Origin of the sequence: Thioclava arctica, assembly GCF_040892615.1 — a bacterium.
GTDB classification, from domain to species: Bacteria; Pseudomonadota; Alphaproteobacteria; order Rhodobacterales; family Rhodobacteraceae; genus Thioclava; species Thioclava arctica.
This window is the reverse complement of sequence record NZ_JBFRYC010000001.1, coordinates 142,991-167,675: the sequence shown is the minus strand read 5'-3', so window position 1 is coordinate 167,675 and position 24,685 is coordinate 142,991. Positions and strand designations below refer to the sequence as shown.

General features: G+C 61.4%; 23 protein-coding genes and 1 tRNA gene. 8 read left to right on the top strand and 16 right to left on the bottom strand.

All coding sequences use genetic code 11. The annotated features are described in order from the left end of the window. Positions 1 to 98: 98 nt before the first annotated feature. Complete coding sequence (locus AB4874_RS00915) at positions 99 to 848, top strand: DUF4145 domain-containing protein (RefSeq protein WP_368390594.1); 750 nt, start codon at positions 99 to 101, stop codon at positions 846 to 848. Between the two features lie 315 nt (positions 849 to 1,163). On the opposite strand, the gene AB4874_RS00910 is transcribed toward AB4874_RS00915, so the two are convergent. From AB4874_RS00910 to AB4874_RS00875, 8 genes are all read right to left on the bottom strand, one after another. After that, positions 1,164 to 1,850: a hypothetical protein gene (locus tag AB4874_RS00910; protein WP_368390593.1), complete on the bottom strand. Its 687-nt coding sequence runs from the start codon at positions 1,848 to 1,850 to the stop codon at positions 1,164 to 1,166. Between the two features lie 108 nt (positions 1,851 to 1,958). Then, positions 1,959 to 2,666: a PEP-CTERM sorting domain-containing protein gene (locus tag AB4874_RS00905; protein WP_368390592.1), complete on the bottom strand. Its 708-nt coding sequence runs from the start codon at positions 2,664 to 2,666 to the stop codon at positions 1,959 to 1,961. A gap of 222 nt (positions 2,667 to 2,888) precedes the next feature. Beyond that, positions 2,889 to 3,623 carry a PEP-CTERM sorting domain-containing protein gene (locus tag AB4874_RS00900; RefSeq protein ID WP_368390591.1) on the bottom strand — a complete coding sequence of 245 codons (735 nt, stop codon included), beginning with the start codon at positions 3,621 to 3,623 and terminating at the stop codon, positions 2,889 to 2,891. A 221-nt stretch (positions 3,624 to 3,844) separates the two neighbouring features. Beyond that, entirely contained in the window at positions 3,845 to 5,737 is a 1,893-nt protein-coding gene (locus AB4874_RS00895) for an acyl-CoA synthetase (protein WP_368390590.1), read from the bottom strand. Between the two features lie 199 nt (positions 5,738 to 5,936). Continuing rightward, complete coding sequence (gene lysM, locus AB4874_RS00890) at positions 5,937 to 6,374, bottom strand: peptidoglycan-binding protein LysM (protein ID WP_368390589.1); 438 nt, start codon at positions 6,372 to 6,374, stop codon at positions 5,937 to 5,939. A gap of 116 nt (positions 6,375 to 6,490) precedes the next feature. Further along, positions 6,491 to 8,272, bottom strand: coding sequence for an ABC transporter transmembrane domain-containing protein (locus tag AB4874_RS00885; RefSeq protein ID WP_368390588.1), 1,782 nt, complete (start codon positions 8,270 to 8,272; stop codon positions 6,491 to 6,493). A gap of 143 nt (positions 8,273 to 8,415) precedes the next feature. Further along, positions 8,416 to 8,501, bottom strand: a tRNA-Leu gene (locus AB4874_RS00880). A gap of 40 nt (positions 8,502 to 8,541) precedes the next feature. Then, complete coding sequence (locus AB4874_RS00875; protein WP_295537339.1) at positions 8,542 to 9,318, bottom strand: enoyl-CoA hydratase-related protein; 777 nt, start codon at positions 9,316 to 9,318, stop codon at positions 8,542 to 8,544. A 285-nt stretch (positions 9,319 to 9,603) separates the two neighbouring features. Between AB4874_RS00875 and pheS the strand changes: the two genes are divergently transcribed. The 4 genes from pheS (at position 9,604) to AB4874_RS00855 (ending at position 15,642) form a co-directional block, all read left to right on the top strand. Further along, positions 9,604 to 10,677, top strand: a complete 1,074-nt coding sequence (pheS, locus tag AB4874_RS00870; protein WP_368390587.1) for a phenylalanine--tRNA ligase subunit alpha — start codon at positions 9,604 to 9,606, stop codon at positions 10,675 to 10,677. A gap of 571 nt (positions 10,678 to 11,248) precedes the next feature. After that, positions 11,249 to 11,536, top strand: a complete 288-nt coding sequence (locus AB4874_RS00865; RefSeq protein WP_368390586.1) for a YrhK family protein — start codon at positions 11,249 to 11,251, stop codon at positions 11,534 to 11,536. A 15-nt stretch (positions 11,537 to 11,551) separates the two neighbouring features. Then, positions 11,552 to 13,960 carry a phenylalanine--tRNA ligase subunit beta gene (pheT, locus tag AB4874_RS00860; protein WP_368390585.1) on the top strand — a complete coding sequence of 803 codons (2,409 nt, stop codon included), beginning with the start codon at positions 11,552 to 11,554 and terminating at the stop codon, positions 13,958 to 13,960. 68 nt (positions 13,961 to 14,028) lie between these two features. After that, a complete protein-coding gene (locus AB4874_RS00855) occupies positions 14,029 to 15,642 on the top strand; it encodes a GMC family oxidoreductase (RefSeq protein ID WP_368390584.1) in 1,614 nt (537 codons plus the stop codon). Here AB4874_RS00855 and AB4874_RS00850 read toward each other — a convergent pair. The 3 genes from AB4874_RS00850 to AB4874_RS00840 all read right to left on the bottom strand — a co-directional run bounded on the left by AB4874_RS00850 (position 15,614) and on the right by AB4874_RS00840 (position 17,208). Then, entirely contained in the window at positions 15,614 to 16,000 is a 387-nt protein-coding gene (locus tag AB4874_RS00850) for a GFA family protein (protein WP_368390583.1), read from the bottom strand. The genes AB4874_RS00855 and AB4874_RS00850 overlap by 29 nt on opposite strands. Further along, entirely contained in the window at positions 16,000 to 16,728 is a 729-nt protein-coding gene (locus AB4874_RS00845) for a rhomboid family intramembrane serine protease (RefSeq protein WP_368390582.1), read from the bottom strand. The genes AB4874_RS00850 and AB4874_RS00845 overlap by 1 nt, the downstream gene beginning before the upstream one ends. Positions 16,729 to 16,800: 72 nt before the next feature. After that, on the bottom strand, positions 16,801 to 17,208 hold the full coding sequence (locus AB4874_RS00840) for an META domain-containing protein (RefSeq protein WP_368390581.1): 408 nt from the start codon (positions 17,206 to 17,208) through the stop codon (positions 16,801 to 16,803). A gap of 217 nt (positions 17,209 to 17,425) precedes the next feature. On the opposite strand from AB4874_RS00840, the gene AB4874_RS00835 reads away from it, so the two are divergent. Then, the gene (locus tag AB4874_RS00835) at positions 17,426 to 19,393 is read left to right on the top strand and encodes a heme lyase CcmF/NrfE family subunit (protein ID WP_295534770.1); all 1,968 of its coding nucleotides are present in this window, start codon (positions 17,426 to 17,428) and stop codon (positions 19,391 to 19,393) included. 3 nt (positions 19,394 to 19,396) lie between these two features. After that, positions 19,397 to 19,861 (top strand): cytochrome c-type biogenesis protein, encoded by a 465-nt coding sequence (locus AB4874_RS00830; RefSeq protein WP_295534773.1) that lies wholly within the window; start codon positions 19,397 to 19,399, stop codon positions 19,859 to 19,861. Between the two features lie 120 nt (positions 19,862 to 19,981). Here the strand turns inward: AB4874_RS00830 and AB4874_RS00825 are convergent, their stop codons facing one another. From AB4874_RS00825 to pyk, 5 genes are all read right to left on the bottom strand, one after another. Continuing rightward, entirely contained in the window at positions 19,982 to 21,028 is a 1,047-nt protein-coding gene (locus tag AB4874_RS00825; RefSeq protein ID WP_368390580.1) for an NAD(P)-dependent alcohol dehydrogenase, read from the bottom strand. A 249-nt stretch (positions 21,029 to 21,277) separates the two neighbouring features. Beyond that, the gene (gene rplT / locus AB4874_RS00820; protein ID WP_295534778.1) at positions 21,278 to 21,655 is read right to left on the bottom strand and encodes a 50S ribosomal protein L20; all 378 of its coding nucleotides are present in this window, start codon (positions 21,653 to 21,655) and stop codon (positions 21,278 to 21,280) included. Between the two features lie 16 nt (positions 21,656 to 21,671). Continuing rightward, on the bottom strand, positions 21,672 to 21,872 hold the full coding sequence (rpmI, locus tag AB4874_RS00815) for a 50S ribosomal protein L35 (RefSeq protein ID WP_295534781.1): 201 nt from the start codon (positions 21,870 to 21,872) through the stop codon (positions 21,672 to 21,674). Between the two features lie 146 nt (positions 21,873 to 22,018). Further along, entirely contained in the window at positions 22,019 to 22,258 is a 240-nt protein-coding gene (locus tag AB4874_RS00810) for a hypothetical protein (RefSeq protein ID WP_295534784.1), read from the bottom strand. Between the two features lie 37 nt (positions 22,259 to 22,295). Next, positions 22,296 to 23,741, bottom strand: coding sequence for a pyruvate kinase (gene pyk / locus AB4874_RS00805; protein ID WP_368390579.1), 1,446 nt, complete (start codon positions 23,739 to 23,741; stop codon positions 22,296 to 22,298). A 138-nt stretch (positions 23,742 to 23,879) separates the two neighbouring features. Here pyk and AB4874_RS00800 point away from each other — a divergent pair, with 138 nt between their 5' ends. Continuing rightward, positions 23,880 to 24,626: an N-formylglutamate amidohydrolase gene (locus tag AB4874_RS00800; protein ID WP_368390578.1), complete on the top strand. Its 747-nt coding sequence runs from the start codon at positions 23,880 to 23,882 to the stop codon at positions 24,624 to 24,626. The last annotated feature ends 59 nt before the right edge of the window (positions 24,627 to 24,685 follow it).

Here is a 24,685-nt window from a genome sequence, read left to right as displayed (position 1 = left end):
GCTTGAATTTTCAAGATAAGATAGAAAGGCTTCGCTCAAAACAGAGCGAAGCCTTTCTTCGTTTGAGCTAACTCAAAAATTTATTTTAGGGCGAAAATATGTATTGGGAATGCCCCTACTGCGGCCAAGGACAGACGGTTACTTCACCGAATTTTAGCCAAATTCAAATGCACTTCGAGATCGAAAAACCAGAAAGTGGAGAAGTCGGATTAAGGGGACAAGCAATTCGTTGCGCGAATCCAGAGTGCAACCGACTTGAAATTCGCGCCGAGATAGTCCGCGCAGCTTTTAGCTCAGGACACTACTATATTCCGACAAATGCCAAAATTCTTCACCGTTCTAGGCTGTTGCCACCTAGTTTTGCTAAGGTCCTCCCGGACTTTATTCCAGCTGTTCTGCGCGACGATTACGAAGAAGCTTGCAAAATTTGTGACTTAAGCCCGAAAGCATCAGCAACACTGGCTCGTCGCTGCCTTCAAGGTATGATCCGCGATTTTTGCGGCATTTCAAAGAACCGACTAATTGACGAAGTGAACGCCCTTCGTAAACTTCTTGCCGACGACAACGCGCCGCGCGGTGTTTCCGAGGAAAGCGTCGAAGCTATAGACGCAGTTCGAGACATCGGCAACATCGGCGCGCATATGGAGAAAGACATCTCTGTAATAATTGAAGTAGATGCAGACGAGGCCAGAACATTAATCGAACTGATCGAGCTACTCTTCGAAGAGTGGTATATCGCTCGTGAAAAGAGGCGCATGCGGTTGAGCAAAGTTGTGGCGATCAAAGAGGCGAAGGACTCCACGAAACTGATCGCGAAAGAAGCTTCTAACGAGCGCCCGAACGAGTAACTTTACTCCTATCGGCCCTCCCCCCAGCCCGTGCGACCAGCACGGGCCGCGCCCGACCTCCCCCCGGGAGGGCGCATTGCAACGCCACCGCAGGTTCACACGTCAGGGGGATGCGGCACGATAAAGTGCATATCACGAGCGGAGCGAGCGCCCACCCGAGGTCGGGCGCGGCCCTTATCGCGCTATGCGAACGTGCGCAAATTGCACGCGCCTACGCCGCGACCTGCGATTGCATGCACCCCTGCGCGGCCACGGGCGGCGCGTTCGCCGGGGCGTCCTTCCACCGGAAGGCCGCTTTCTCCCGGTTCACCCCCCTCAAAACCCTACCACCTGCACCACCTTCGCCACCGGCCCCTGTGGTACAGGCGTTGCCATGCGGCGCTTTCCCGGTGCGGCTTTCATCACCGGCTGCACGCTGGGCAGGGCGCGGCGGATCATTGCGAGATGCTCGGGCTTGATGCGTTGGCAGCCGCCCTTTTTATTCCACAACTGGCGCGACACCGGCCCAGCTACCGCATAGCTGATCGCCTGCGGGGCCACGTCATTGGGTTGCACCTTGCCCGCCGCGATCAGCGATTTGATGGCCTCGGCGGCGATCTCGGCGCTTTCGATAAAGGGCATTTCAGCCACCACCGCCTCCTCCGGCGTCGCCTGCCCGTCCAGCGCACATTTGCGCGCCACGAAAAGCCAGTCATGCACCATATAGGCGGGCGCATAGCCCCAAGGCGAGAACCCGTTCATCGCCTGCGCCATCTGCGGAATCGAGCCGCCATCGGTATACATCATCGCAGGTTCGATCACCTGCACCGTGCCCTTGGCCCCGCGCGTAAAGCGCAGCGGATCGGCGGTGGGCACAAAAACGAACGAGCCGTCGCCCAAGCCCCGCTGGCTTTCATCGACCCACATCACGAACAGCGCGCCTTCGAATTTGCCCACCGGCGCGGCCTTGTAATCGACAAAGCCGCAGCCCGCCAAAGCCAGCAATACCAGAAGTTTGCGCATGCTCGCCCCCTGATCCTGCCCTAGGGTAACCCAGACCATCGGTTTCGCCAAATGCGAAAGCCTGCCCTCACAGGCAGGCTTGGAGTCAGCATCAATGGGCGCGGGGCGCTAGGCGGTCTGGCCCTCAAACGAGGTGGCATCGCCCGCGCGCCGCTTCCAGCCAAGCCAGCCAAACAAGCCCAGCCCCGCCAGCATCATCCAGATCGTAGGCGGCAGCGGCACCGAGGCCGGCGTTTCGACCATCATCGCGATGTCGTCGAGCGTTGCGCTCATCGACCAGGTCTGCGCCTCAAGCGAGAACTGCACGCCCAGCGAATTGCCCACATTTGCCTGCATCAACGAGGTCAGATCAAAGCTCAGCGTCGAGGCGGTGCCAGCCCCCAGTTGCAGCCCCGAGGTCGCCGTCGAATAGACCTGAGAAATCACGGCGCCCACAGAGTTTATGATCGACGCCGTAAATTGCTGATTGGGGATGCTGTAGTAGCCGAACAGATCGATCTGTTGCGTGAAATTGAACGTAGCGGACACGATGCGATCTGGCACCGTGAAATATTGCGTCAGCGTGGATACGCCCGCATATTTCGGATCATAGCTCGCGTCATATCGGCCCGCCAAGGCCGGAGTCGTACGCCGCCCCCGCACGCTTTCAAAGCTTTCGCCACGGCTGTTCGCGGTCGTGCTCCAGCCCGACAGATTACCGGTTTCAAAATCACCATTGGTGATCAGATCGACGCTGAGCGCTTGGGCGGTGCCTGCGCTAAGCGTTCCAGCCAGTGCCAGCGCGAAAACTCCGGTTATGAAACGGCGAAACGTCATGATCGTCGGTCCTGCACAGTATCTTGGTCTGCCCTCCGCTCTGGAAACCCCCAGCGCAGTTCAGGCTTTGTTAAGGATGATTTAGCTCCCCAATTGCGCTCAGAGTTGGGCGCATCCAAGACTTTGGGGCGTCATTTTGGCGGTCAGTTTTGGGTCAATGCAAAATGTGCGCCCCACCTCAATGGTACGCACATCGTCAGGTCTGAGGGATGCTGGCGCTTCTCAGGCAGGCATGGCCGTGAACGACATCGCATTGCCCGCATCGCGCCGTTTCCAGGCAAGAAAACCAAACAGACCCAACGCGGCCAACATCATCCAGATCGTGGGCGGCAGCGAAACGGCGGCCGGCGTCTCAACCATCATCTTGATATCGTCAAGCGAGGTATTCATGTAATAATAACTATCTTGCTGCTGGAACTGCACGCCCAGCGTGTTGCCCAGATTGGCCTGCAACAGAGACGTCAGATCATAGCTCAGCGTCGTCGGGCTATTGGGACGTGTGTTGTCGCCAGCGTCGGTCGAGAAGATATTGGAAATCACGGTGCCCGCCTGATTGATCAGGTTGACGCGAAATTCCTGATTGGGATCGGAATAGCCAAGCACATAGTAATTCATCACCTTCTCGGTAAAGCTGAAGGTCGCGCTGATGATCTGGTCAGGCACCGTGAAAAACTGCGTGAGCGTGCCGATACCGTAACCGGTTTGAGAACTCAAAACGTCATAGTTCCCGGAAATCGGCGCGGTGCGCCCCTGCGGCCCTGCGGGATTGACGTTCCCATTATTAATCAGGAACCCGTTGGAGTAACCCGTCGTGGTCGTGTTCCAGCCGCTCAGATTGCCGGTCTCGAAATCGCCGTTGGTGATCAGATCGACGCTAAGCGCTTGGGCTGCGCCTGCGCTAAGCGTTCCGGCCAGTGCCAGTGCGAAAATTCCGGTTATGAAACGGCAAAACGTCATGATCGGCGGTCCTGCATAGTGTCTCGTTCTGCCCTCCGCTCTGGAATCCCCCAGCGCAGTTCAGGCTTTGTTAACGATGATTAAGCTCTCCAATTGCGCCTTGATTGGGGCGCGGGCGGGTCACTGAGGCGACGATTTTGCGAAGGATATAGGACAACGAAAAGCGCCACCCCCTTGGGGCGGCGCTGTGGAGTCAGGTCTTTTTTGTCAGGGAAACGCGACTAGCGCGCCCAATCCCACGGCACCGTGAACTCGCCCAGAACATGGCCCAGCTTGTCCTCGTCGCAATTGCCCGTGGTGGCGACATGGGCAACCAGTCCGCGCTTTTTATCCTCGGTGACCGAGATCACATGCGCCGCCACGCCTTTGCTTTTCAGCACCTCATTGAGCACCCGGATGATCGCGCTTTTACGCAGGTCGGGTTTGAAAATCTTGCCCACGGCGGTCTTGGGCAGCTCGTCCATGATCTCAAGATGTTTCGGGACCGCGGCGCGCTCGTGGATGTTTTTCTTGGCGTGCTCAAGCAACTCCTCGACGCTTACGGTCTGCCCGCCGACCAGTTCGACATAGGCGCAGGGTAATTCACCCGCAAAGGCGTCGGGCTGACCGATCGCGCCCGCAAAGGCCACCGCAGGATGGGACAACAGCGCATCCTCGATCTCGGCAGGGTCGATATTATGGCCGCCACGAATGATCAAATCCTTGGCGCGCCCGGTGATCCACAAATAGCCATCCGGGTCGATCCGGCCCAGATCGCCGGTGCGCAAGAACCGCTCTTCAGCGAACAGATCGTGGTTCTTGTCGGCCTCGGTATAGGTCGAGCCCTCGAACACGCCGGGATTGGCGACGCAAATCTCGCCCACCTCATCGATCCCACATTCATCGAAACTGCCATTGCGTTTGCGCAAGATCCGCACATGCGTGTAGGGCAGCGGAATGCCGACCGAGCCGACCTTTTTCACGCCATCCACCGGATTGACCGACACCAGACAGGTCGCCTCGGTCAGACCGTAACCCTCAGAAATCTCGACACCAGTGGCCTTTTTGAAGCGGTTATACAGCTCAATCGGCAGCGGGGCCGACCCCGACAGCGCGGTGCGCAGAGAGGAAATATCGGCATCCACCGGGCGTTGCATCAGCGCAGAGATCGCGGTGGGCACGGTGATCAGGAAGGTGACCTTATAGCGCTCAACCAGCTTCCAGAAATTGTCAAACACCCCCTCGCCGCGATAGCCCGCAGGCGTCGGGAAGACGACATGCGCGCCGCTGGCAATCGCCGACATCAAGATCGGATAGGCGGCAAAGACATGAAACAGCGGCAACGGGCACATCATCACATCGGTGTCGTCAAATAACAGCCGCCCACCGAGCCAGCCGTTATAGATCATGCCGGAATATTTATGCTGCGCCACTTTCGGCATGCCCGTGGTGCCGCCGGTGTGGAAATAGGCCGCCACGCGGTCTTCCTGCACATCCTCAAACATCAGTCGATCGCCGGGCAGCTTCGCCGCCTCGGCGTTGAAATTCATCACCTTGGCGTGGTGCTTGACCTCAACCTTGGGGCGGATGAGCGGCACGATCCAGCTTTTGGGCGGGGTCAGATAGCGGTTGAGATCAATCTCAAGCACGGCCTGCACATTGGGGGCCAGACGCACCGCCTCGGCAGCCTTTTGCGCAACATCGGTCTTGGGGAAGGCCTTGAGCGTCACCAGAACCTTGGCCTTGGTCTCGCGCAGGATCGCGCCGATCTGCTCGGAATCCAGCAACGGGTTGATCGGGTTCACGATCCCCGCCGTGGCCCCTGCCAGCAATACCACCGCTGTTTCCAGCGCGTTGGGCAGCAGGTAGGCGACCGTATCACTTGGCCCCACGCCCAGATGGCGCAATAGGTTGGCGCCTTGCGTTACATGGCCATGCAGTTGCGACCAGCTCAGCGTTTCGGCTTTGTCCTTGGGCCCCGAGAGGATTTGGAAGGTGATCGCAGGCCGGTCGCCATGCGTCGCGCAGGTCTCGCTGAGGAAACCATAGAGCGTGGCTGGGCGTTTGCGCGCCTCCCACGGCTTTTCGGCCTCAACGGCATCGCGGTCGGCGATCGTTGCAAATCGTTGCTGCATGTTAGTCCTCCCCTTGGCGGTGCCGCGCCTCCTGCGATCCCGCCTGTGCAGGATGCGGCAAAATCTGCGCCCACGGCAAGGGGGAGCGCGGATTGATACGTCACGTCATTGTCTTTTGACGTGGGGAAACGCGGGCGTCTTTTCAAGCAAAAGGGCGCCCCGAAAGACGCCCCGTCGCATCTAAGTGATCCAAAAGCGATCAGGCCTTGGGAATACGCAGCACCTGACCGGGGTAGATCTTGTCGGGATGCGTCAGCATCGGCTTGTTGGCCTCAAAAATCTTGGGATACAGATTGGCATTGCCCAGCGTCTTTTTGGCAATCGCCGATAGCGTGTCGCCCTTTACAACGGTGTGGAACACGGCATCGGCAGTGTCGTCGTCTTGCTCGGTCTCGACCGAGGCCACGCCATCCACATTGCCCACGGCCAGGATGATCTTTTCCTTGGTCTCAGCGTCAATCGCCTTGCCCTTGACCACAACCTTGTCGCCGTCAACGGCCAGATTGACGCCCGAGGCATCGAGCCCCAGATTCTTCAATTCTGCCCTGAGCGCGTCTTCCTTGGGGGCCTCAGCCGCCGCGGCCTCTTTGCCAAACAGAGACTTGCCCGCACCCTTTACGAAACTCCACAAACCCATCGGATTCTCCCATTTTGCACAACTGGTCAGGCCAGCCTTGCACACAGGATGCCCCAAGGCTTGATTCAAGGACAGGGGAAAATGGCGCGTCCTTGCATCAGAACGCGCCCGCGCGATTACATCCCATCCGTGAATTGCAGCCGCGCCAGTTCGGCATAAAGCCCGCCCTCGGCCACAAGGCTGTCATGACTGCCCTGCGCCACGATGCGCCCATCCTCAAAGACCACGATCCGGTCGGCCTTTTTCACAGTCGCCAAGCGGTGCGCCACGATCACCGTGGTGCGGGTGCGCGCCAATTGATCGACCGCTGCCTGAACCTCGCGCTCGGACGCCGCATCAAGGGCCGAGGTCGCCTCGTCGAGCAGCAAGATCGGCGCGTCGCGCAGGATCGCGCGCGCAATCGCGATGCGCTGCTTTTGCCCGCCCGACAGCATCACGCCGCGCTCGCCCACGTAGGTGTCAAACCCGTCGGGCAGCGCGCTCAGGAAATCATAGGCATGCGCCGCGCGCGCGGCCTCTTCGACCTCATGATCGCTTGCATCGGGGCGCCCAAAGCGGATGTTGTCGCGCGCCGAGGCGGCGAAGACCACCGGGTCTTGGGGCACCAGCGCTACGGCCTGACGGAAATCATGGCGCGCCATTTCGCGCAGGTCATAGCCGTCAATCGTCACGCGGCCGGTTTCCGGGTCCCAGAACCGCTGGATCAACTGGATCACGGTCGTCTTGCCCGCCCCCGAGGGGCCCACAAGCGCCACCGTCTCGCCCGGCGCGATCACCAGATCGACATGATCCAGCGCCGAGGTCTGAGGCCGCGAGGGATAGTGGAATGACACATCCTCAAAGCGGATCGCACCCTGCGCAGGCATCGGCAGCGGCACCGGATGGGCGGGGTCTTTGACCGTGTCCTCGCTTTGCAGCAACTCGACCAGACGTTCGGTCGCACCCGCTGCGCGCTGCAATTCCGACCAGATTTCCGACAGCGCGCCCACCGAGCCCGCCACCATCACCGCGTAGATCACGAATTGCACCAATTCGCCGACCGACATCTCACTCGCGCGCACATCGCGCGCCCCGACCCACAGCACGCCAACAACGCCCGCGAAGACGAGGAAAATCACGATCACCGTCATCACCGCGCGCGTGCCGATCCGCTTTTTGGCCGACAGGAACGCCTGTTCCGTGACATGGGCGAAATTGGCCCGCGTGATCGCCTCATGGGTAAAGGCCTGCACCGTTTGCGCCGCCAGCAACGCCTCGGACGCCGAGCCCGAGGAATTCGCGATCCAGTCCTGATTTTCGCGCCCCAGATTGCGCAAACGCCGGCCCAGAACCACGATCGGGATCACCACCAGCGGCACCACCAACAACACCAGCCCCGTCAGCTTGGCCGAGGTGAACAGCAACATGATCATGCCGCCGATCAGGATCAGCACGTTGCGCAGCGCCACCGACACCGACGAGCCGATCACCGAGAGGATCAGCGTGGTATCGGTGGTGATACGCGAGATGATCTCGCCGGTCAGGATGCGCTCGAAAAAGGCCGGGCTCATCGACATTACGCGGTCAAACACCGCCTTGCGAATATCGGCCACGACCCGTTCGCCAAAGCGCGTCACAAGGTAATAGCGCGCCCCCGTCCCCAGCGCGAGCAGCGCCGCAATGAACAGCGCGGCGGCGAAATACTTGTCCAGCAGCGCAGCCCCTTGCTGAAACCCGTCAATCACCCGGCGCACCGCCAAGGGCAGGATCAGCGAGATCGAGGCCGTCGCGATCAGCGCCAACAGCGCCGCCGCCGCATAGCCCTTATAGGGGGCGACAAAGGGCGCAAGTCCGCGCAACGCACCGATCTGTTTGGTCTTGGGCCGGTCATCCGCCGGGCCGATGGGTCTGCGAGCCATGAATTCCCCCTGTTTGCCGCATTTGGGTGTAGGGGCAGCGCCGTTAGGGGGCAAGCCTCGATTGGGCGGCAAGGGCGCGCATTTGGCGCATGATCGCCTCACAAACTCTCACATTCAGGTGGTGTTTGTGCCAACTCCCCTAGTGGTGCGGGCGGCCGGACTTGAACCGGCACGGCCTTTCGGCCCAGGGAGTTTAAGTCCCATGCGTCTACCATTCCGCCACGCCCGCGCTGCCCTTGGCTAGCGCGGCGCGCGCGCGGAGGCAAGCCTCAACGGCCTTCAAATTGCGGCGGGCGTTTTTCCAAAAATGCCAGCACGCCCTCGCGGAAATCATGGGTCTTGCCCAAGCTCCCTTGCAACTCCGCCTCCAGTTCCAGTTGCGCCGCCAGATCATTGCCATAGCCCTCGCGCAACGCACGCTTGACCGCGCCGTAAGCCGCCGTTGGACCATTGGCCAGATGGGCGGCGCGGGCGCGCCAGTGATGATCGAAATCGACCTCGGCCACGGCTTCCCAGATCATGCCCCAGTCCACGGCCTGACGCGCCGTGATCTTTTCGGCGAACAGCGCCAAGCCCATCGCCCGCGCAAAGCCCACCTGACGGGGCAGCCAATAGGTGCCCCCTGCATCCGGCATCAACCCGATGCGCGTGAACGCCTGCAAGAACACTGCCGCATCGCTCGCAATCACCACGTCCGCCGCCAGCGCAAGGTTCGCCCCCGCCCCCGCCGCAGGCCCGTTCACCGCCGCAATCACCGGCACGCGACAGTCATAGATCGCGCGCAGCAACGGTTCGTATTCATCGCGCAACACCCGCTCCAGATCGAGCCCCGCCGCCGCAGCGCCATCGCCCAGATCCTGACCCGAACAAAACGCCCGCCCGGCCCCGGTCAACACGATCACGCGGGCCTCTGCCTCGGCGCGCTTGATGGCTTCCAAAAGCTCTGCACGCATCTGGCTGTTGAGCGCGTTCATCACCTCCGCCCGGTTGAGCGTGATAATCCCAACCCCGTCTTCATTCGCGTAGCTGATCGCCTGATACGACATTGCGCGCCTCCCTTTTGTTGACCGCGCCACGATACCGAGCAGGCCCGAAAGGAAAAGCAAAACACTGCGTCACATCCCCCCAATCGCACGCGCCTGAGGGGCCTGCCGTCGCCTCCAGCGAGGAGTTTCAGAACAAATGCGACGGCACGCGCCCCTTCTCGCTTGTTGCCTGTCGCCCTCCGGCAACGGGTCAGCGCCCTAAGTTTAGGCCATCGTATAAAGGCAAGGTTGCAAACTTGTCGCCCTGCGGCTAACCCCTAGGCCAAAGAATTTGCGGGGAAGAACATGCAAGATCTGCGCGAGAAATACCTCACCGCCATTGCCGATATGACCGACGAGGCCGGCCTCGAAGAGTTGCGCCTGACCGCGCTTGGCAAGAAGGGCGAAATCAGCCTCAAAATGCGCGAGCTGGGCAAAATGACGCCCGAAGAGCGCCAGACCACGGGCAAGGCGCTCAATATCCTCAAGGATGAGATCGACGCCGCCCTGCGCGCCAAGAAATCCGCGCTCGCCGATGCCGCGTTGGATGCGCGTCTGCGCGAGGAGTGGCTGGATGTGACGCTGCCCGGCCGTCCGCGCCGTCAGGGCACCATTCACCCGGTCAGCCAAGTGATGGACGAGGTCACCGCGATCTTCGCCGATATGGGCTTTGCCGTGGCCGAAGGCCCGCAGATCGAAGATGACTGGCACAATTTCGACGCGCTCAACATCGCGCCCGAACACCCCGCGCGTCAGGAACATGACACGTTCTTCATGCACCGCGCCGAGGGCGACGACCGCCCGCCGCATGTTCTGCGCACCCATACCTCGCCGGTGCAGATCCGCGCGATGCTGGAACAGGGCGCGCCGATCCGCGTGATCGCGCCGGGCCGCGTCTACCGCATGGACATGGACCAGACCCACACGCCGATGTTCCATCAAATCGAGGGGCTGGCGATCGGCAAAGACATCTCGATGGCGAACCTGAAATGGGTGCTCGAAGAGTTCTGCAAGACCTTCTTTGAGGTGGACGGGGTCGAGCTGCGCTTCCGCGCCTCGCATTTCCCCTTCACCGAGCCCTCCGCCGAGGTCGATATCCGCTGTTCCTGGGCGGGCGGCAGCCTGAAAATCGGCGAGGGCGACGACTGGATGGAAATCCTCGGCTCAGGGATGGTGCACCCCAAAGTGCTGCAATCCGCCGGGATCGACCCGAGCGAATGGCAAGGCTTTGCCTTTGGCATCGGCATCGATCGGTTGGCGATGCTGAAATACGGCATCCCCGACCTGCGGGCGTTCTTTGAGAGCGACCTGCGCTGGCTGAAGCACTATGGGTTTAGCGCGCTGGACCTGCCGACGGTGTTTGGTGGGTTGAGCCGGTGAGTGATGCCCTTTTTTCAATCTGGAGTGCTTTAGCACCTGCTCATGAATTCATCGGTGCAGTATCAATCACACTGCTCAGCTCTTTTCTGATTTGGGCATTTAGGTCTAGGGTTAAGTTAATTTGGGGATCAACAAGCTCGAATTACCATCAGTTCAAAATTAACGAGGATGGGAATAATGTTAACATTTGGACTGAGAAATTTTTTGTTCAAAACACCGGAAGAAAAGCGGCGCATGACATCGAAATTGTCTTCAGCGCCCATATGACAAGCTACAATCTCTGATCGCCTAGAGATCACAAACATAAGATTCTAGAGAATGGGAACTTTGTAATTCAAATACCTTCTTTAGCCCCGCATGAGCTTTTGATTGTCGACATGATCGATATCGATTCGCGCAACCCTAAACTTTTAGCAGTAAACTGCCCTGATGCACTCTCTGAGAACGTTGCATTTCAAGTCAATCGAAAATTTGGCTGGATATTTAACACTTTTGTGGGCTATTTGATGCTCGCTGGATTAATAGGATCTTTTTATCTTCTTATACAGCTAATCGGAAGTTGAAAGCCCCCATGACCACCCAACCCCGCCTCTTCGACACCCCCGCCCACGAGCAAACCCCCGAACAGCGCCGCTTCTACGCCTATACCGAAATCGCCTACACCATCGTCGATTTCAGCGCCGCCGCCTGTTTCGTGGTCGGCTCGATCCTGTTCTTCTATGCCTCGCTCTCGGTCCCCGCGACGTGGCTTTTCCTCATTGGCTCGCTGCTTTTTGCCGCAAAACCCTCGATCCGGCTATGGCGGGAGTTGAAACTCCTGCGCATGGGCGATTACAAGGACCTCGCGCAGCGCAAGTAACCCCGAGGGAAGCCCATGAAATTCACACTCTCCTGGCTCAAGGATCACCTTGATACCACGGCCTCCGTCGATGAGATCGCCTATGCGCTGACCGATCTGGGGCTTGAGGTCGAAGAGGTCATCGACCCCGCCGCCAAGCTGGCCGCGTTTACGCTGGCCCGTGTCACCGCCGCCCAGCAGCACCCCGATGCCGACCGGTTGCGCGTGTGCACCGTGCTCACCGATGAGGGCGAAAAGCAGATCGTGTGCGGTGCGCCCAATGCGCGCGAGGGGATCACGGTCGTGCTGTGCAAGCCGGGCGATTATGTGCCCGGCATCGACGTGACGCTGAGCGTGGGCAAAATTCGCGGCGTCGAAAGCCACGGCATGATGGCGTCCGAGCGCGAGCTGGAGCTGAGCGACGAGCATAACGGCATCATCGAGCTGCCTTCGGGCGAGGTCGGCCAAAAATTCACCGACTGGCTGGCCGCCAACCGCCCCGAGGCCGTGGACCCGGTGTTCGACATCGCCATCACCCCCAACCGCCCCGATGCGTTGGGCGTGCGCGGCATTGCCCGCGATCTGGCCGCGCGCGGTTTGGGAATGCTCAAACCGCTTGAGGTCGAGCCCGTTCCCGGCGGCTTCCCCAGCCCCGTTTCGGTCAGCATTGACCCGGCGCTCAAGGAAAAGGGCTGTCCGCTATTCGCCGGTCGCGTCATTCGCGGCGTCACCAACGGCCCCAGCCCGGAATGGCTGCAAAAACGCCTGCGCGCGATCGGCTTGCGCCCGATTTCCGCGCTGGTCGATATCACCAACTATTTCACCTATGACCTGAACCGCCCGCTGCATGTGTTCGACATGGCCAAGGTTGCGGGCGATCTGCGCATTCAGCCTGCCAAGGGCGGCGAAGAGTTCCTCGCGCTGGATGAGAAAACCTACACGATGCGCGCAGGCGACATGGTGATCTGCGATGATAACGGCGTCGAAAGCTTGGCCGGGATCATGGGCGGTGAGGCCTCGGGCGCGGATGAAAACACCGTCGATGTGTTCCTCGAATCCGCCTATTGGACGCCGATCACCATCGCCGCCACGGGCCGGGCGCTGAAAATCAACTCCGATGCGCGCTATCGGTTTGAACGCGGGATCGACCCCGAGTTCACCCTGCCGGGGCTGGAACTGGCGACGCAGATGGTGCTTGATCTGTGCGGTGGCGAGGCCTCCGAGATCGCGATGGATGGCGCGGTGCCCGACACCTCGCGCACCTATCGCCTCGACCCCGCGCGGGTGATTTCGCTGGTCGGCATGGATATCCCCGAGGCCACGCAGCGCGAAACGCTGAGTGCTTTGGGCTTCACGCTGCAGGGCGACATGGCAAGCCCGCCGAGCTGGCGCCCCGATGTTCTGGGTGAGGCCGATCTGGTCGAGGAAGTGGCCCGCATCGCCTCGCTTACCAAGCTGCAGGGCCGGCCTTTGGCGCGTGAAACCAGCGGCGTTCCGGGCACGATCCTGACGCCGATGCAGGTGCGTGAACGCATGGCGCGGCGCACGATTGCCAGCCTTGGCTACAATGAATGCGTGACCTATTCCTTCATCGACGCCGAGAGCGCGGCGCTGTTCGGTGGCGGTGCGGATGCGACGAAGTTGGAAAACCCGATCTCCTCGGAAATGACCCATATGCGCCCCGATCTGCTGCCCGGTCTGATGCAGGCCGCGGCACGCAATCAGGCGCGCGGTTTCAGCGATCTGGCCCTGTTCGAGGTCGGCCCCGCCTTCAGTGGTGGCGAGCCGGGCGAGCAGGTGGTGCAAGCGGCGGGCCTTCTGATCGGCCAAGCGGGTCCGCGCGATCCGTGGGGCTCGCGCCGTCCGGTGGACCTGTATGACGCCAAGGCCGATCTTGAGGCCGCGCTTTCCGCCATCGGTGCCCCGGCGCGCGCGCAGATCACGCGCAAGCTTGACACGTGGTGGCATCCCGGTCGCGCGGGCACGCTGGCGCTTGGACCCAATGTGCTGGCCAGCTTTGGCGAGGTGCATCCCAAGACGTTGCGCGAAATGGGCGTCAAAGGCCCCGCTGTCGCCTTCACGATCTGGCTGCAAAACGTGCCCTTCCCGAAGAAGAAAGGGTCCACCCGCGCTGCATTGGATAGCTCTGATCTGCAAGCCGTCGAGCGCGATTTCGCCTTTGTCGTGGATGCCCAGGTCGAAGCGATCACAGCCGTCAACGCCGCCCTTGGCGCGGATAAAAAGCTGATCGATAGCGTGCAGCTGTTTGACCAGTTCACCGGCGCAAAGGCCGAAGAGCAGATGGGCGCGGGCAAGAAATCCATCGCGCTCAGCGTGCGCTTGCAGCCGCGCGATGCGACCCTGACCGATGCGGAAATCGAGGCGGTGAGCGCCAAGATCATCGACAAGGTCACCAAGGCCACCGGCGGCGCGCTGCGCAGCTAAAGACGCGGCGTCACCCTTTGCTAACGAAAAAAACGCGATAGGCTCCTTCCCAGCCGGGGAGGAGCCTGATGCGTTTTGATTACCTGATCTTGGGGGGCGGTTCTGCGGGCGCGGTTCTGGCCGCGCGGCTGTCGCAAGACCCCGATTGCACCGTTTGCCTGATTGAGGCGGGCACAGAGGCGCGCGACATCCTTGTGCGTGCGCCCGCGCTGGTGGCGGCGATGGTTTCGGGGCGGCCGCAACTCCACAACTGGGCCTATCACACCACGCCGCAAGCCGAGCTTAACGGGCGGCGCGGGTTTCAGCCACGTGGCCGCGGGCTTGGCGGTTCATCCGCGATCAACGCGATGCTTTATGTGCGCGGCCAGCCGCAAGATTACGACGATTGGGCCGAGATGGGGGCCGAAGGTTGGGATTGGCAAAGCTGCCAGCCGTCGTTTCTGGCAAGCGAGCGCAACATGCGCGGCGCTTCTGACTGGCATGGCGATGCGGGGCCGCTACAGGTGGGCGATCAACGCCGCCCGCGCCCGATTTCGCGTGCTTTCGTTGAGGCTTGCGCGGCAGTGCAATGCCCGCCGAACGCCGATTTCAACGGCCCCGACCAAGAGGGCGCGGGACTGTATCAGGTCACGCAGTTTTGGGACGGGCCGCGCAAGGGCGAGCGTTGCTCGGTCGCGGCGGCCTATTTACACCCGGTCATGGCACGGCCCAACCTGACCGTTCTGACCCGCGCGCGCGCCGAGAAAATCCTGACAACGGACGCCCGCGCCACCGGGGCGCTGATCCGCCAAGGGCGCAAGCGGTTCAGTGTTGAGGCCACGCGCGAGGTGATCCTCAGCGCCGGGGCCTTTGGCTCGCCCCAACTGTTGATGCTGTCGGGCATCGGACCTGCCGATCACTTACGCGAACATGGGATCGAACCGGTTCTGGACCTGCCCGGCGTGGGGGCGAACCTGCACGACCATCTTGACTACATCATCAGCTACACCTCGCCGCGCCGCGATGTGGTGGGGCTCAATCCGCGCGGGCTGATGCGACTGGCGCGCGCAGGCGCGGGCTGGCGCAAACATGGCGAGGGGCTGTTTGCCTCGCCGATGGCCGAGGGCGGGGCATTTCTGCGCTCGGACCCCAGCCTCGATCGGCCCGATCTGCAACTGCATTTCGTGGTTGGCATCGTCGATCAGCATATGCGCAAACCCCATCTCGCGGATGGCTGGTCGGTGCATGTCTGCGCAATGCGGCCAAAATCGCGCGGCACGCTGCGCTTGGCCAGCGCCGATCCGCGCGCCGCGCCGCTGATCGACCCGGCGTTTCTGCAAGATCCGCGCGACCAAGCCCTGATGCTGCGCGCCGCCCGCCTGCTAGAGCAGATCACCGACGCCCCGTCGTTGGACCCGTGGCGCGGGCGCAAACTGTATCCCCATGACGGAACGGACGCCGCGCTGATGGCCGATATCCGCGCGCGCGCCGATACGATCTATCACCCGGTGGGCACCTGCCGGATGGGGCGCGACGAGATGGCGGTGGTTGACCCGCAACTGCGTGTGCAGGGGATCGCGGGGCTGCGGGTGGTGGATGCCTCGGTGATGCCGCAAGTGGTGTCGGGCAATACCAACGCCCCCACGGTGATGATCGCTGAACGCGCGGCGGCGTTTATGCGCGCCGATCGGTTGGGTGATTGACCCCATCCGCCCAACGCACCGGGTCCAGATCGCGCGGGTTCACACCCTCTAGGCAGGCCGCATTCACCCCGTATTCATTCGGGTTTGAGCGGCGCTGGTGATGGGTGTAAATCCCGCAGATCTTGCAGAAATAATGCTTCGCCGTCATCGTGCCAAATTGATAGAGCGTCAGGGCCTCGGCCCCCTTCAAGATCCGGATGCCATCAAGGGGTGCGCTGACCGCAACCGCTCCGCGCCGCCTGCAAAACGAGCAATCGCAGCGCCGCGCCGTCGCCAGCCCATCGCTCAGCGTGACCGCCATCTCGACCGCGCCGCAATGACAGCTCAGCCGGTGGGGGGATTGAATATCGGGCAACATCAGCGGTCTCTCCTGACAACGGGGATCGGGGTTTGCCCGAACCGGCTTGCGGGGTGTGGCGGGTGGCCATGGGTGCGTGACCAGAACCTCGGCCCGCCCAAGACCAACCACAGCGGAACACACAGTGCAAGCCCCGCCACAAAGCCGCCGATATGAGCCAGATGCGCGACGCCGCCGCTTGTTCCGGCCATGATTTCATTGCCGACCTGAATACCGAACCACACCCCCAGCACCGCCCAAGCGGGCACCGGCCAGATCTTGTAAATCAGCACGAAGAAGAACATCACGTCGATGCGCGCGCGCGGATAAAGCAGCACATAGCCCCCCATCACCCCCGCAATCGCCCCCGAGGCCCCCACCATCGGCACCATCGATTGCGGATCAGACGCCACCTGCGCAAAGGCAGCCGCCAGCCCGCAGGCGAGGTAAAACGCAGCAAAGATCACATGCCCAAGCTGATCTTCAAGATTGTCGCCAAACACCCAGAGAAACAGCATATTCCCGGCCAGATGCAAAATCCCTGCATGCAGGAACATATGCGTTACCAACCCGTGCAGCATTTCGCCCTGCGTCACGGCCCCCGGCCACAGCGCGTTGCGCAACCAGGCCCCGTGCATATCCAGCCCCCAATCGACGGTCATCACATAGACCGCACAATTGATCGCGATCAGCGCCCAAGTGACATAGGGTACAGAGCCCGACGGGTTATGATCGCGCAAGGGGAACATGGGCGCGAGTGTGCCATGCAAGCCGCTTCGGTCAAGGGGAACTTGGCGCAGGTCGCAAGGTGCCTCTGGCGCTTATCGCTTGGCGATGATCACCGGCTTGCCATCGACCATCAGCTGCAACCGGTCGTCCTCGATTTTCACCTCATCGACGCGCGCGATATTGGAATGAAACGCGCCCTCCACCGCCATGACATCAGCCGGGCATGCCATCCGCGTGCCAACCAACTCGCCCACGCGCACCCGCCCGCCTTGGTTCGAGATCCGCCCGTTATAGCGATTGCACCCCGAATTGCCCGCGATCAGCCCTTTTTCGGGATGGGTCAGCGTCACCTCGACATTGGCGGGCACCGGCTGCCCGGCAATCTCGGTCACCTCCCAGATCACGTTGGGCGCAAGCGCCTCCAAAGGGTCGGACTCTTGGGGTTTGCATGCGGCCAACACCGCCAATGCCAGAACCGATCCGATCATGATCGCACGCATCACATTTCCTTTTGCCAGACGCCTCCGGATCGCAGCACCCGCACCACCGTGCAACGGCGTTGTGGCCACATGGAAAAAGGGCGGTTGCCCCCCCAATAGCGCGCCCCGCCAAGCGCGACCATTCACGGAGTCGTGATGGATTGCGACATCGGCGCGCATCCTCCTTGGCCGCAGCTTCAGTTGTCTCTATGCTCATTCAGCGACAGGAGGATTCCCGATGATCAATGAACTAGGCCATTTCGCCTTGATACTGGCACTTGGTGTGGCGCTGGTGCAGGCAACGGTGCCGCTGGTGGGCGCGCATAAAGGCTGGCGTGGCTGGATGGCGGTGGGCGACCCTGCCGCAATTGCGCAATTCTTGCTGCTTGTGGTCAGCTTTGCGGCTTTGACCCATGCCTTCGTGGTGTCGGATTTCTCGCTGAAACTGGTCTGGGCCAACTCCCATACCGACAAGCCGATGCTCTATAAGGTCACCGGGGTTTGGGGCAACCATGAGGGCTCGATGCTGCTCTGGGTGCTGATCCTCGCGCTGTTCGGGGCCGCTGCCGCCTTTTTCGGAGGCGCCCTGCCGCCGCGTCTGCGCGCGCGCGTGCTGTCGATTCAAGCCTGGATCGGCGTGGCGTTCCTTGCCTTCATTATCTTCACCTCTAACCCGTTCACGCGTCTCACCGAGGCGCCGTTCAATGGCGAGGGGATGAACCCGCTTCTGCAAGACCCCGGTCTCGCATTTCACCCGCCGTTCCTGTATCTCGGCTATGTCGGGCTTTCGATGGCGTTCTCTTTCGCAGTCGCGGCCCTGCTTGAGGGGCGCGTCGATGCGACCTGGGCGCGCTGGGTGCGCCCGTGGACGCTGGCGGCCTGGGTTTTCCTGACCATCGGGATCGCGCTCGGCTCGTGGTGGGCCTATTACGAACTTGGCTGGGGTGGTTTTTGGTTCTGGGACCCGGTCGAGAACGCCTCGTTTATGCCGTGGTTGCTGGCCGCTGCCCTGCTGCATTCCGCAATCGTGGTTGAAAAGCGCGAGTCGCTGAAAAGCTGGACGATCCTGCTGTCGATCATGGCGTTTGGTTTCTCGCTGATCGGGACGTTCATCGTGCGCTCGGGGGTGATCACCTCGGTGCACAGCTTTGCCTCTGATCCCTCACGCGGGATTTTCATCCTTGGCATTCTGGCCTTCTTCGTGGGCGGCGCGCTGACATTGTTTGCCTTCCGTGCGGGCTCGATGCAGGCCAAGGGCGTGTTCTCGATGGTGAGCCGCGAAACGGCGCTGGTGGTGAACAATATCCTGCTGGCTGTGGCCGCTTTGGTGGTGTTTGTCGGCACGATCTGGCCGCTGGTGGCCGAGATGTTCTTTGGCCGCAAACTGTCGGTCGGGGCACCGTTCTTTGATCAGGCCTTCACACCCTTCATGATCATTCTGGCGCTGGTATTGCCAATCGGTGCGATGATGCCGTGGAAGCGCGCGCGCCTTGGGCGCACCGTGCGTCGTCTTGTTCCCGCCTTCGTGCTGGCGCTGGCGATTGGTGGTCTGGCATGGTCGCTGGAAACGGGCAATTCGCTGATGGCGCTGATCGCAACCTTCCTTGGTAGCTGGCTGGTCCTGGGCTCTGCAACCGAGCTGTGGACCCGCGCCGCCGGGAGCCCTGCGCGTCTGCGGCGCTTGCCGCGCGCGGACTGGGGCAAGGCCACGGCACATTCCGGCCTTGGCATCACCTTTATCGGCATCGGCTTGTTGCTGGCAGGATCGGTCGAGGATATCCGCGTGGCGCAGTTGGGTCAGCCCTTCACCGTGGATGGCTATGAGATCACGCTGCAAAAGGTCGAGGCGGTGCAAGGTCCGAACTACACCTCCACCACCGGCACGATGGTGGTCAAACAGGACGGCAAGCTGATCGCCACGATGCATCCCGAAAAGCGGATCTATCCGGTGCAGCGCATGCCCACGACCGAGGCCGCGATTCACACCACCTTCCTGCGCGATATCTATCTGGTGATCGGTGATCCCCAGCAGGATGGCGGCTATGCGGTGCGCACCTATATCAAGCCGTTCGCGGATTGGATCTGGGCGGGTGCGATCATCATGGCGCTGGGCGGTTTGCTAAGCCTGAGTGATCGGCGCTACCGCGTCGCGGCGGGTGCACGCAAAACCAGCACCGCGCCGACCCATGCAACTCCGGCGGAATAAGCAATGCTTAAGAAACTCGTTCTCAGTTTAGTTTTGCTTATCTGGGCCGCGCCAATCTACGCGGTCCAGCCCAGCGAGGTGCTAAAGGATCCCGCGCTCGAATCCCGTGCGCGCGAGATCTCGAAAGTGCTGCGCTGCCCGGTCTGTCAGGGTGAAAATATCGACGACTCCAATGCCGCCGTGTCCAAGGACCTGCGGCTTCTGGTGCGCGAGCGTCTGCAGGCGGGCGACACGGACACGCAGGTGATCGACTACGTCACTGATCGCTACGGCGAATATGTGCTGTTCGAGCCGGAAAAGACCGGGGCGAACCTGCTGCTTTGGTATCTCGGGCCGGGCGCGTTGTTGCTGGCGCTGATCGGGGGCTTTTTCTACGTCCGCTCACGGCGCAATGCGAGCGAGGGCCCAGCGTCGCCCGCGCTGTCCAGCGATGAAGAGGCGCGGCTCAAGGAATTGATGGCCGACTAGATCACTTTGGGACCGGGCGTCACGCCGCCCTGTCTGGAGACTGCGCTTAACCCTGCGCCATCGCTATGTTTGGGCGGTCAGATTGTCTTCCCCCGCCGGTTCCGACGGGGGAAGATCGGCTTAGGCCAGCGTCGAATTGTCGATCACGAAGCGATATTTGACATCGGATTTCAGCATCCGCTCATAGGCTGCGTTGATCTCCTCGATCCGGATAACCTCGACATCCGAGGTGATGCCATGCGCGCCGCAGAATTCCAGCATCTCCTGCGTTTCCTTGATCCCGCCGATCAAAGAGCCCGCGACCGAACGCCGCCCGAGCACCATCATGACCGAATTCAGAACCGGATCAATCGGCCCCAGATAGCCCACCAGCACCAGCGTGCCATTATAGGCCAGCGTCGGCATGTAGGGGTTGATGTCATGGACATAGGGCACGGTGTCGATGATCAGATCGAACTCATTGGACACCTCAGCCATCGCATCGGCATCGGTCGAGATCACGACCTTATGCGCGCCAAGCCGTTTGGCGTCTTCGACCTTTGAGGGCGAGCGCGAAAACAGCGTGACCTCAGCGCCCAGCGCATTGGCCAGTTTCAGCGCCATATGCCCCAGCCCGCCAAGCCCGACAACCGCCACTTTAGACCCCTTCCCCACGTTCCAATGGCGCAGCGGCGACCAGGTGGTGATGCCCGCACAAAGCAGCGGCGCGGCCCCCGCAGGGTCCAGAGTCTCCGGCACGCGCAGGACGAATTTGTCGTTGACGACAATGGATTGCGCATAGCCGCCATGGGTGATCGTGCCGTCCACCTTATCGACAGACCCATAGGTGCCCGTCCAGCCGTTCAGGCAGTATTGCTCTTCGTCGTGATCGCAGGCGGCACAATGTTGGCAGCTATCCACCAGACAGCCGACACCGACAAGATCGCCGGTTTTGAAGCCAGTTACATCGGCCCCGACCGCGCGCACGCGGCCAATGATTTCATGGCCCGGAACGACCGGATAGGTCGTGTGACCCCAATCGTTGCGCGCGGTGTGCAGGTCGGAATGGCAGACGCCACAAAAGTCGATATCAATCGCCACGTCATCGGGACGCAGGGCGCGCCGGTCGATGGCAAAGGGCGTCAGATCGGCGTCAGCGGCGGTTGCAGCATAGGCGTTTACGGTCATGCTCGAGTCCTTGTTTGGGAGGGCGCGCGGCAGACATTGCGCGGCTTGAGGCACAGGGTAGCCCGCTTGCGCTTGATGAGTAGGGTCGCTCACGCGCAGGCAACGTTCACAAAGCTGTATGGATCGTCATCCTGTGCGATGCGGCGGCACTGCGCAGGGGCGCGGCCCCGACGCCCGCGCCTTGTGATGGGGCAACGAAAAAGGCCGCCCCTGAGGGCGGCCTTTCAGAATTTCGATGAGCGGCAGTGCTTAGGCAGCAACAGCCGTTGCAGCGGCAGCTTTGGCCTGCTCCACGATGGCGGCGAACGCCTCGGGCTCGTGCACGGCGAGATCGGCGAGAACCTTGCGGTCCACTTCGACACCAGCCAGAGCCAGACCGTGGATGAACTTCGAGTAGCTCAGATCGGCATCGACCAAACGCACGGCGGCGTTGATACGCTGGATCCAGAGCGCGCGGAAGTTACGCTTGCGTGCCTTGCGGTCACGGGTCGCGTATTGGTTGGCCTTGTCGACCGCCTGCGTAGCAGTACGGAAGTTGCGCGAGCGCGCGGAGTAATAGCCTTTCGCCTTTTTCAGCACTTTCTTGTGCGCGGCGTGGGTGACTTTCCCGGATTTAACGCGTGACATTGTTCAAGTCTCCCGATCAGCGATTATAAGGCATGTATTTCTTCACGATTTTCGTATCCGCGTCGCACAGCACCATGGTGCCTGCAGTGTCGCGGATGAATTTCGTGGAGCGTTTGATCATGCCGTGGCGCTTACCAGCGTGACCGACTTTGATCTTGCCGGTCGCGGTGAACTTGAACCGCTTTTTCGCAGCGGATTTCGTCTTCATCTTGGGCATTTACAGCTCCTTTTCAGGGTGTGGAAGCGCGACTCGGCATGCCACTTTGGCCGGCCACGCGTGGGTCGAGCGCGCTGGATAGACGCGCGGGCTGCGCTTGGCAAGGCCAAACTTGCGAAATCACAGAGCAAAGCGCAAAGCGCTGGCTAGTTGAAGACCCGCGCGACAGTGCGTGCCACCGCGTCGGGGACGCGTTCAATCGTGTAGCCGCCGGGTTTGGCGTAGAAGGCCAGCAAGATCAGCCCGCCCGACACCAGAACCGCCAAGGTTGCAGCGCGCGGCGGACGTTGATCGGAAAAGGCCGAGATGACGGCCGGGATCGCGAAAATCGCGATCACCAGACCAATCGTCAGGATCAGATCGGTATCAAGCCCGGACAAATCCATGGCACGCCCCTTTCGTGATGCTCTCCCTCAGGAAAGTTTACTCAGGGTCAGTGCGATAAATCAATCTTTCATCGCAGGGCGCGACACGAAGAATGTTGGTTGTGCCCTGCACGTTAAAGGGCACACCGGCGGTCACGATGATCTGCTGCGTCTCATCGGCAAAGCCGAAATCGCGCGCCGCGCGGGCGGCGTTGACGACAGCCTGCTTAAAGCGCTCCAGCTCGCCGCAATGCACGGCGTGCACGCCCCAGGTCAGGGTCATACGGCGTAGCGTGGCGTCGATCGGCGAGAGCGCGATGATCGGCACGCGCGGACGTTCGCGCGCGGTCAGTGCCACCGTCTTGCCCGACTGGGTATAGGCGCAAATCGCCGCGATATCCGTGGTCTCGGCGATCTCGCGTGCGGCAGCCACGATCCCGTCGGCGACGGTCTGGCGGTCGGCATTGCGCGAGGCTTCGATGACTTCGCGATAGATCGGATCTTTCTCGACCGAGATCGCGACGTTGTTCATTGTCTCGACCGCCTCGACCGGATAGCGCCCGGCTGCGGATTCCGCGCTGAGCATGACCGCATCGGCGCCTTCATAGATCGCGGTGGCCACGTCAGAGACTTCGGCGCGCGTCGGCATCGGGCTTTCGATCATCGATTCAAGCATCTGGGTCGCGACGATCACCGGCTTGGCGGCGGCGCGACATTTGCGGATCAGTTGTTTCTGGATCGGCGGCACGGCCTGCACCGGCAATTCGACCCCAAGATCACCGCGCGCGACCATCACCCCGTCAGACACGGCAAGGATGTCATCAAAGCAGCGCACCGCTGAGGGTTTCTCGATCTTGCTGAGGATCGCCGCGCGGCCCTTGGCCAATTCGCGCGCCTCGATCACGTCTTCAGGGCGCTGCACGAAGCTGAGCGCCAGCCAGTCCACGCCCATTTCGCAGGCGAATTCCAGATCCTTGCGGTCCTTGTCTGACAGTGCGGCCACCGGCAGCACCACGTCGGGCACGTTCACGCCCTTACGGTCGGAAATCGTGCCGCCCACGGTAACGGTGCAATTGGCGTAATCAGCACCGCAATCTTCGACGCGCAGGCGGATCTTGCCGTCATTGACCAGCAGCTCCGAGCCCGGTTCGAGGGCGGCGAAAATCTCGGGATGGGGGAGGCGCGCGCGTTGATTGGTGCCCGGCACGTCTTCAAGGTCAAAGCGGAACGCATCGCCCTCTTCGAGTTCGACGGCACCGGCGGCAAAAGTGCCCACGCGCAGCTTTGGCCCCTGAAGGTCGGCGAGAATAGCGATCGGGCGCGAAAACTCGGTTTCGAGCTTGCGAATGATAGCGTGACGGGCGCGATGCTCGTCATGGGTGCCATGGCTCATATTGAGGCGGAACACATCGGCACCGGCGACAAACAGCGCCTTGATGCTTTCATAGTCCGATGAGGATGGGCCCAAAGTGGCCACGATTTTAACGTTGCGAAGGCGTCTCATGCGTCCTCGTCTCCTGATCAAATTGGTGTCATTTCGTGGGCCAATAAAGGGTATGGCGCAAATTGTCGCGGGCTGCAACTGGCCCTTGGGTCAAGTTTCGGTCTATTTGGGGCGATATCGAGCAAGCGTGAAGAGATGATGACAGATCAATCCCCCTACACAATTACCGGCAAGGCGCGCGCTGCGCGTTGGCTTGTCACCTGCGATCATGCCCGCAACACGGTGCCCGACTGGGTGGCCGGGGGCGATCTGGGAATTGCGGCGACGGATATGGCGCGCCACATCGCCTATGACGTGGGCGCACTGGGTCTGTCCCAGGCCTTGGCCGAGCATCTGGACGCGCCGCTGATCGCAAGCAATTTCTCGCGGCTCGTGATTGATCCGAACAGGGGCGAGGATGATCCGACGCTGGTGATGCAGCTTTATGATGGCACGATCATTCCCGCCAATCGCGTCGCCAGTCCGGCGCAGATCACAGAGCGGCTGGAGCGGCTGTATCGCCCCTACCATCAGGCCTATCGCGACTTGGCCGCGCGGCGCGATGATAGCGTGATTTGTGCGGTGCACTCTTATACGCCTCGGCTGCGCGGGCGGGCGCAGCGTCCTTGGCAAGTGGGGGTTCTGCATGACCATTCCGATAGCCGCCTCGCCCTGCCCCTGATCGCGCGACTGCGCCAAGAGCCCGATCTGTGCGTGGGCGATAACGAGCCCTATCTGGGCCATCTCGAGGGCGATTCCATCGACCGCCACGCGTTGCAACACGGCCGCCCCAACGTGCTGATCGAGCTGCGCAACGATCTGATCGCAACCCCCGAGCAGCAAGCCCAATGGGCGCTCCGGCTGGCCCCGATTTTGCAACAGGTCCTCACCGAGAGCGGCCTGTAAGGCGGTAATTTCACCAAGAACCACGGCTATATTTCGCTACAGACATTGTAGCGCCGCCT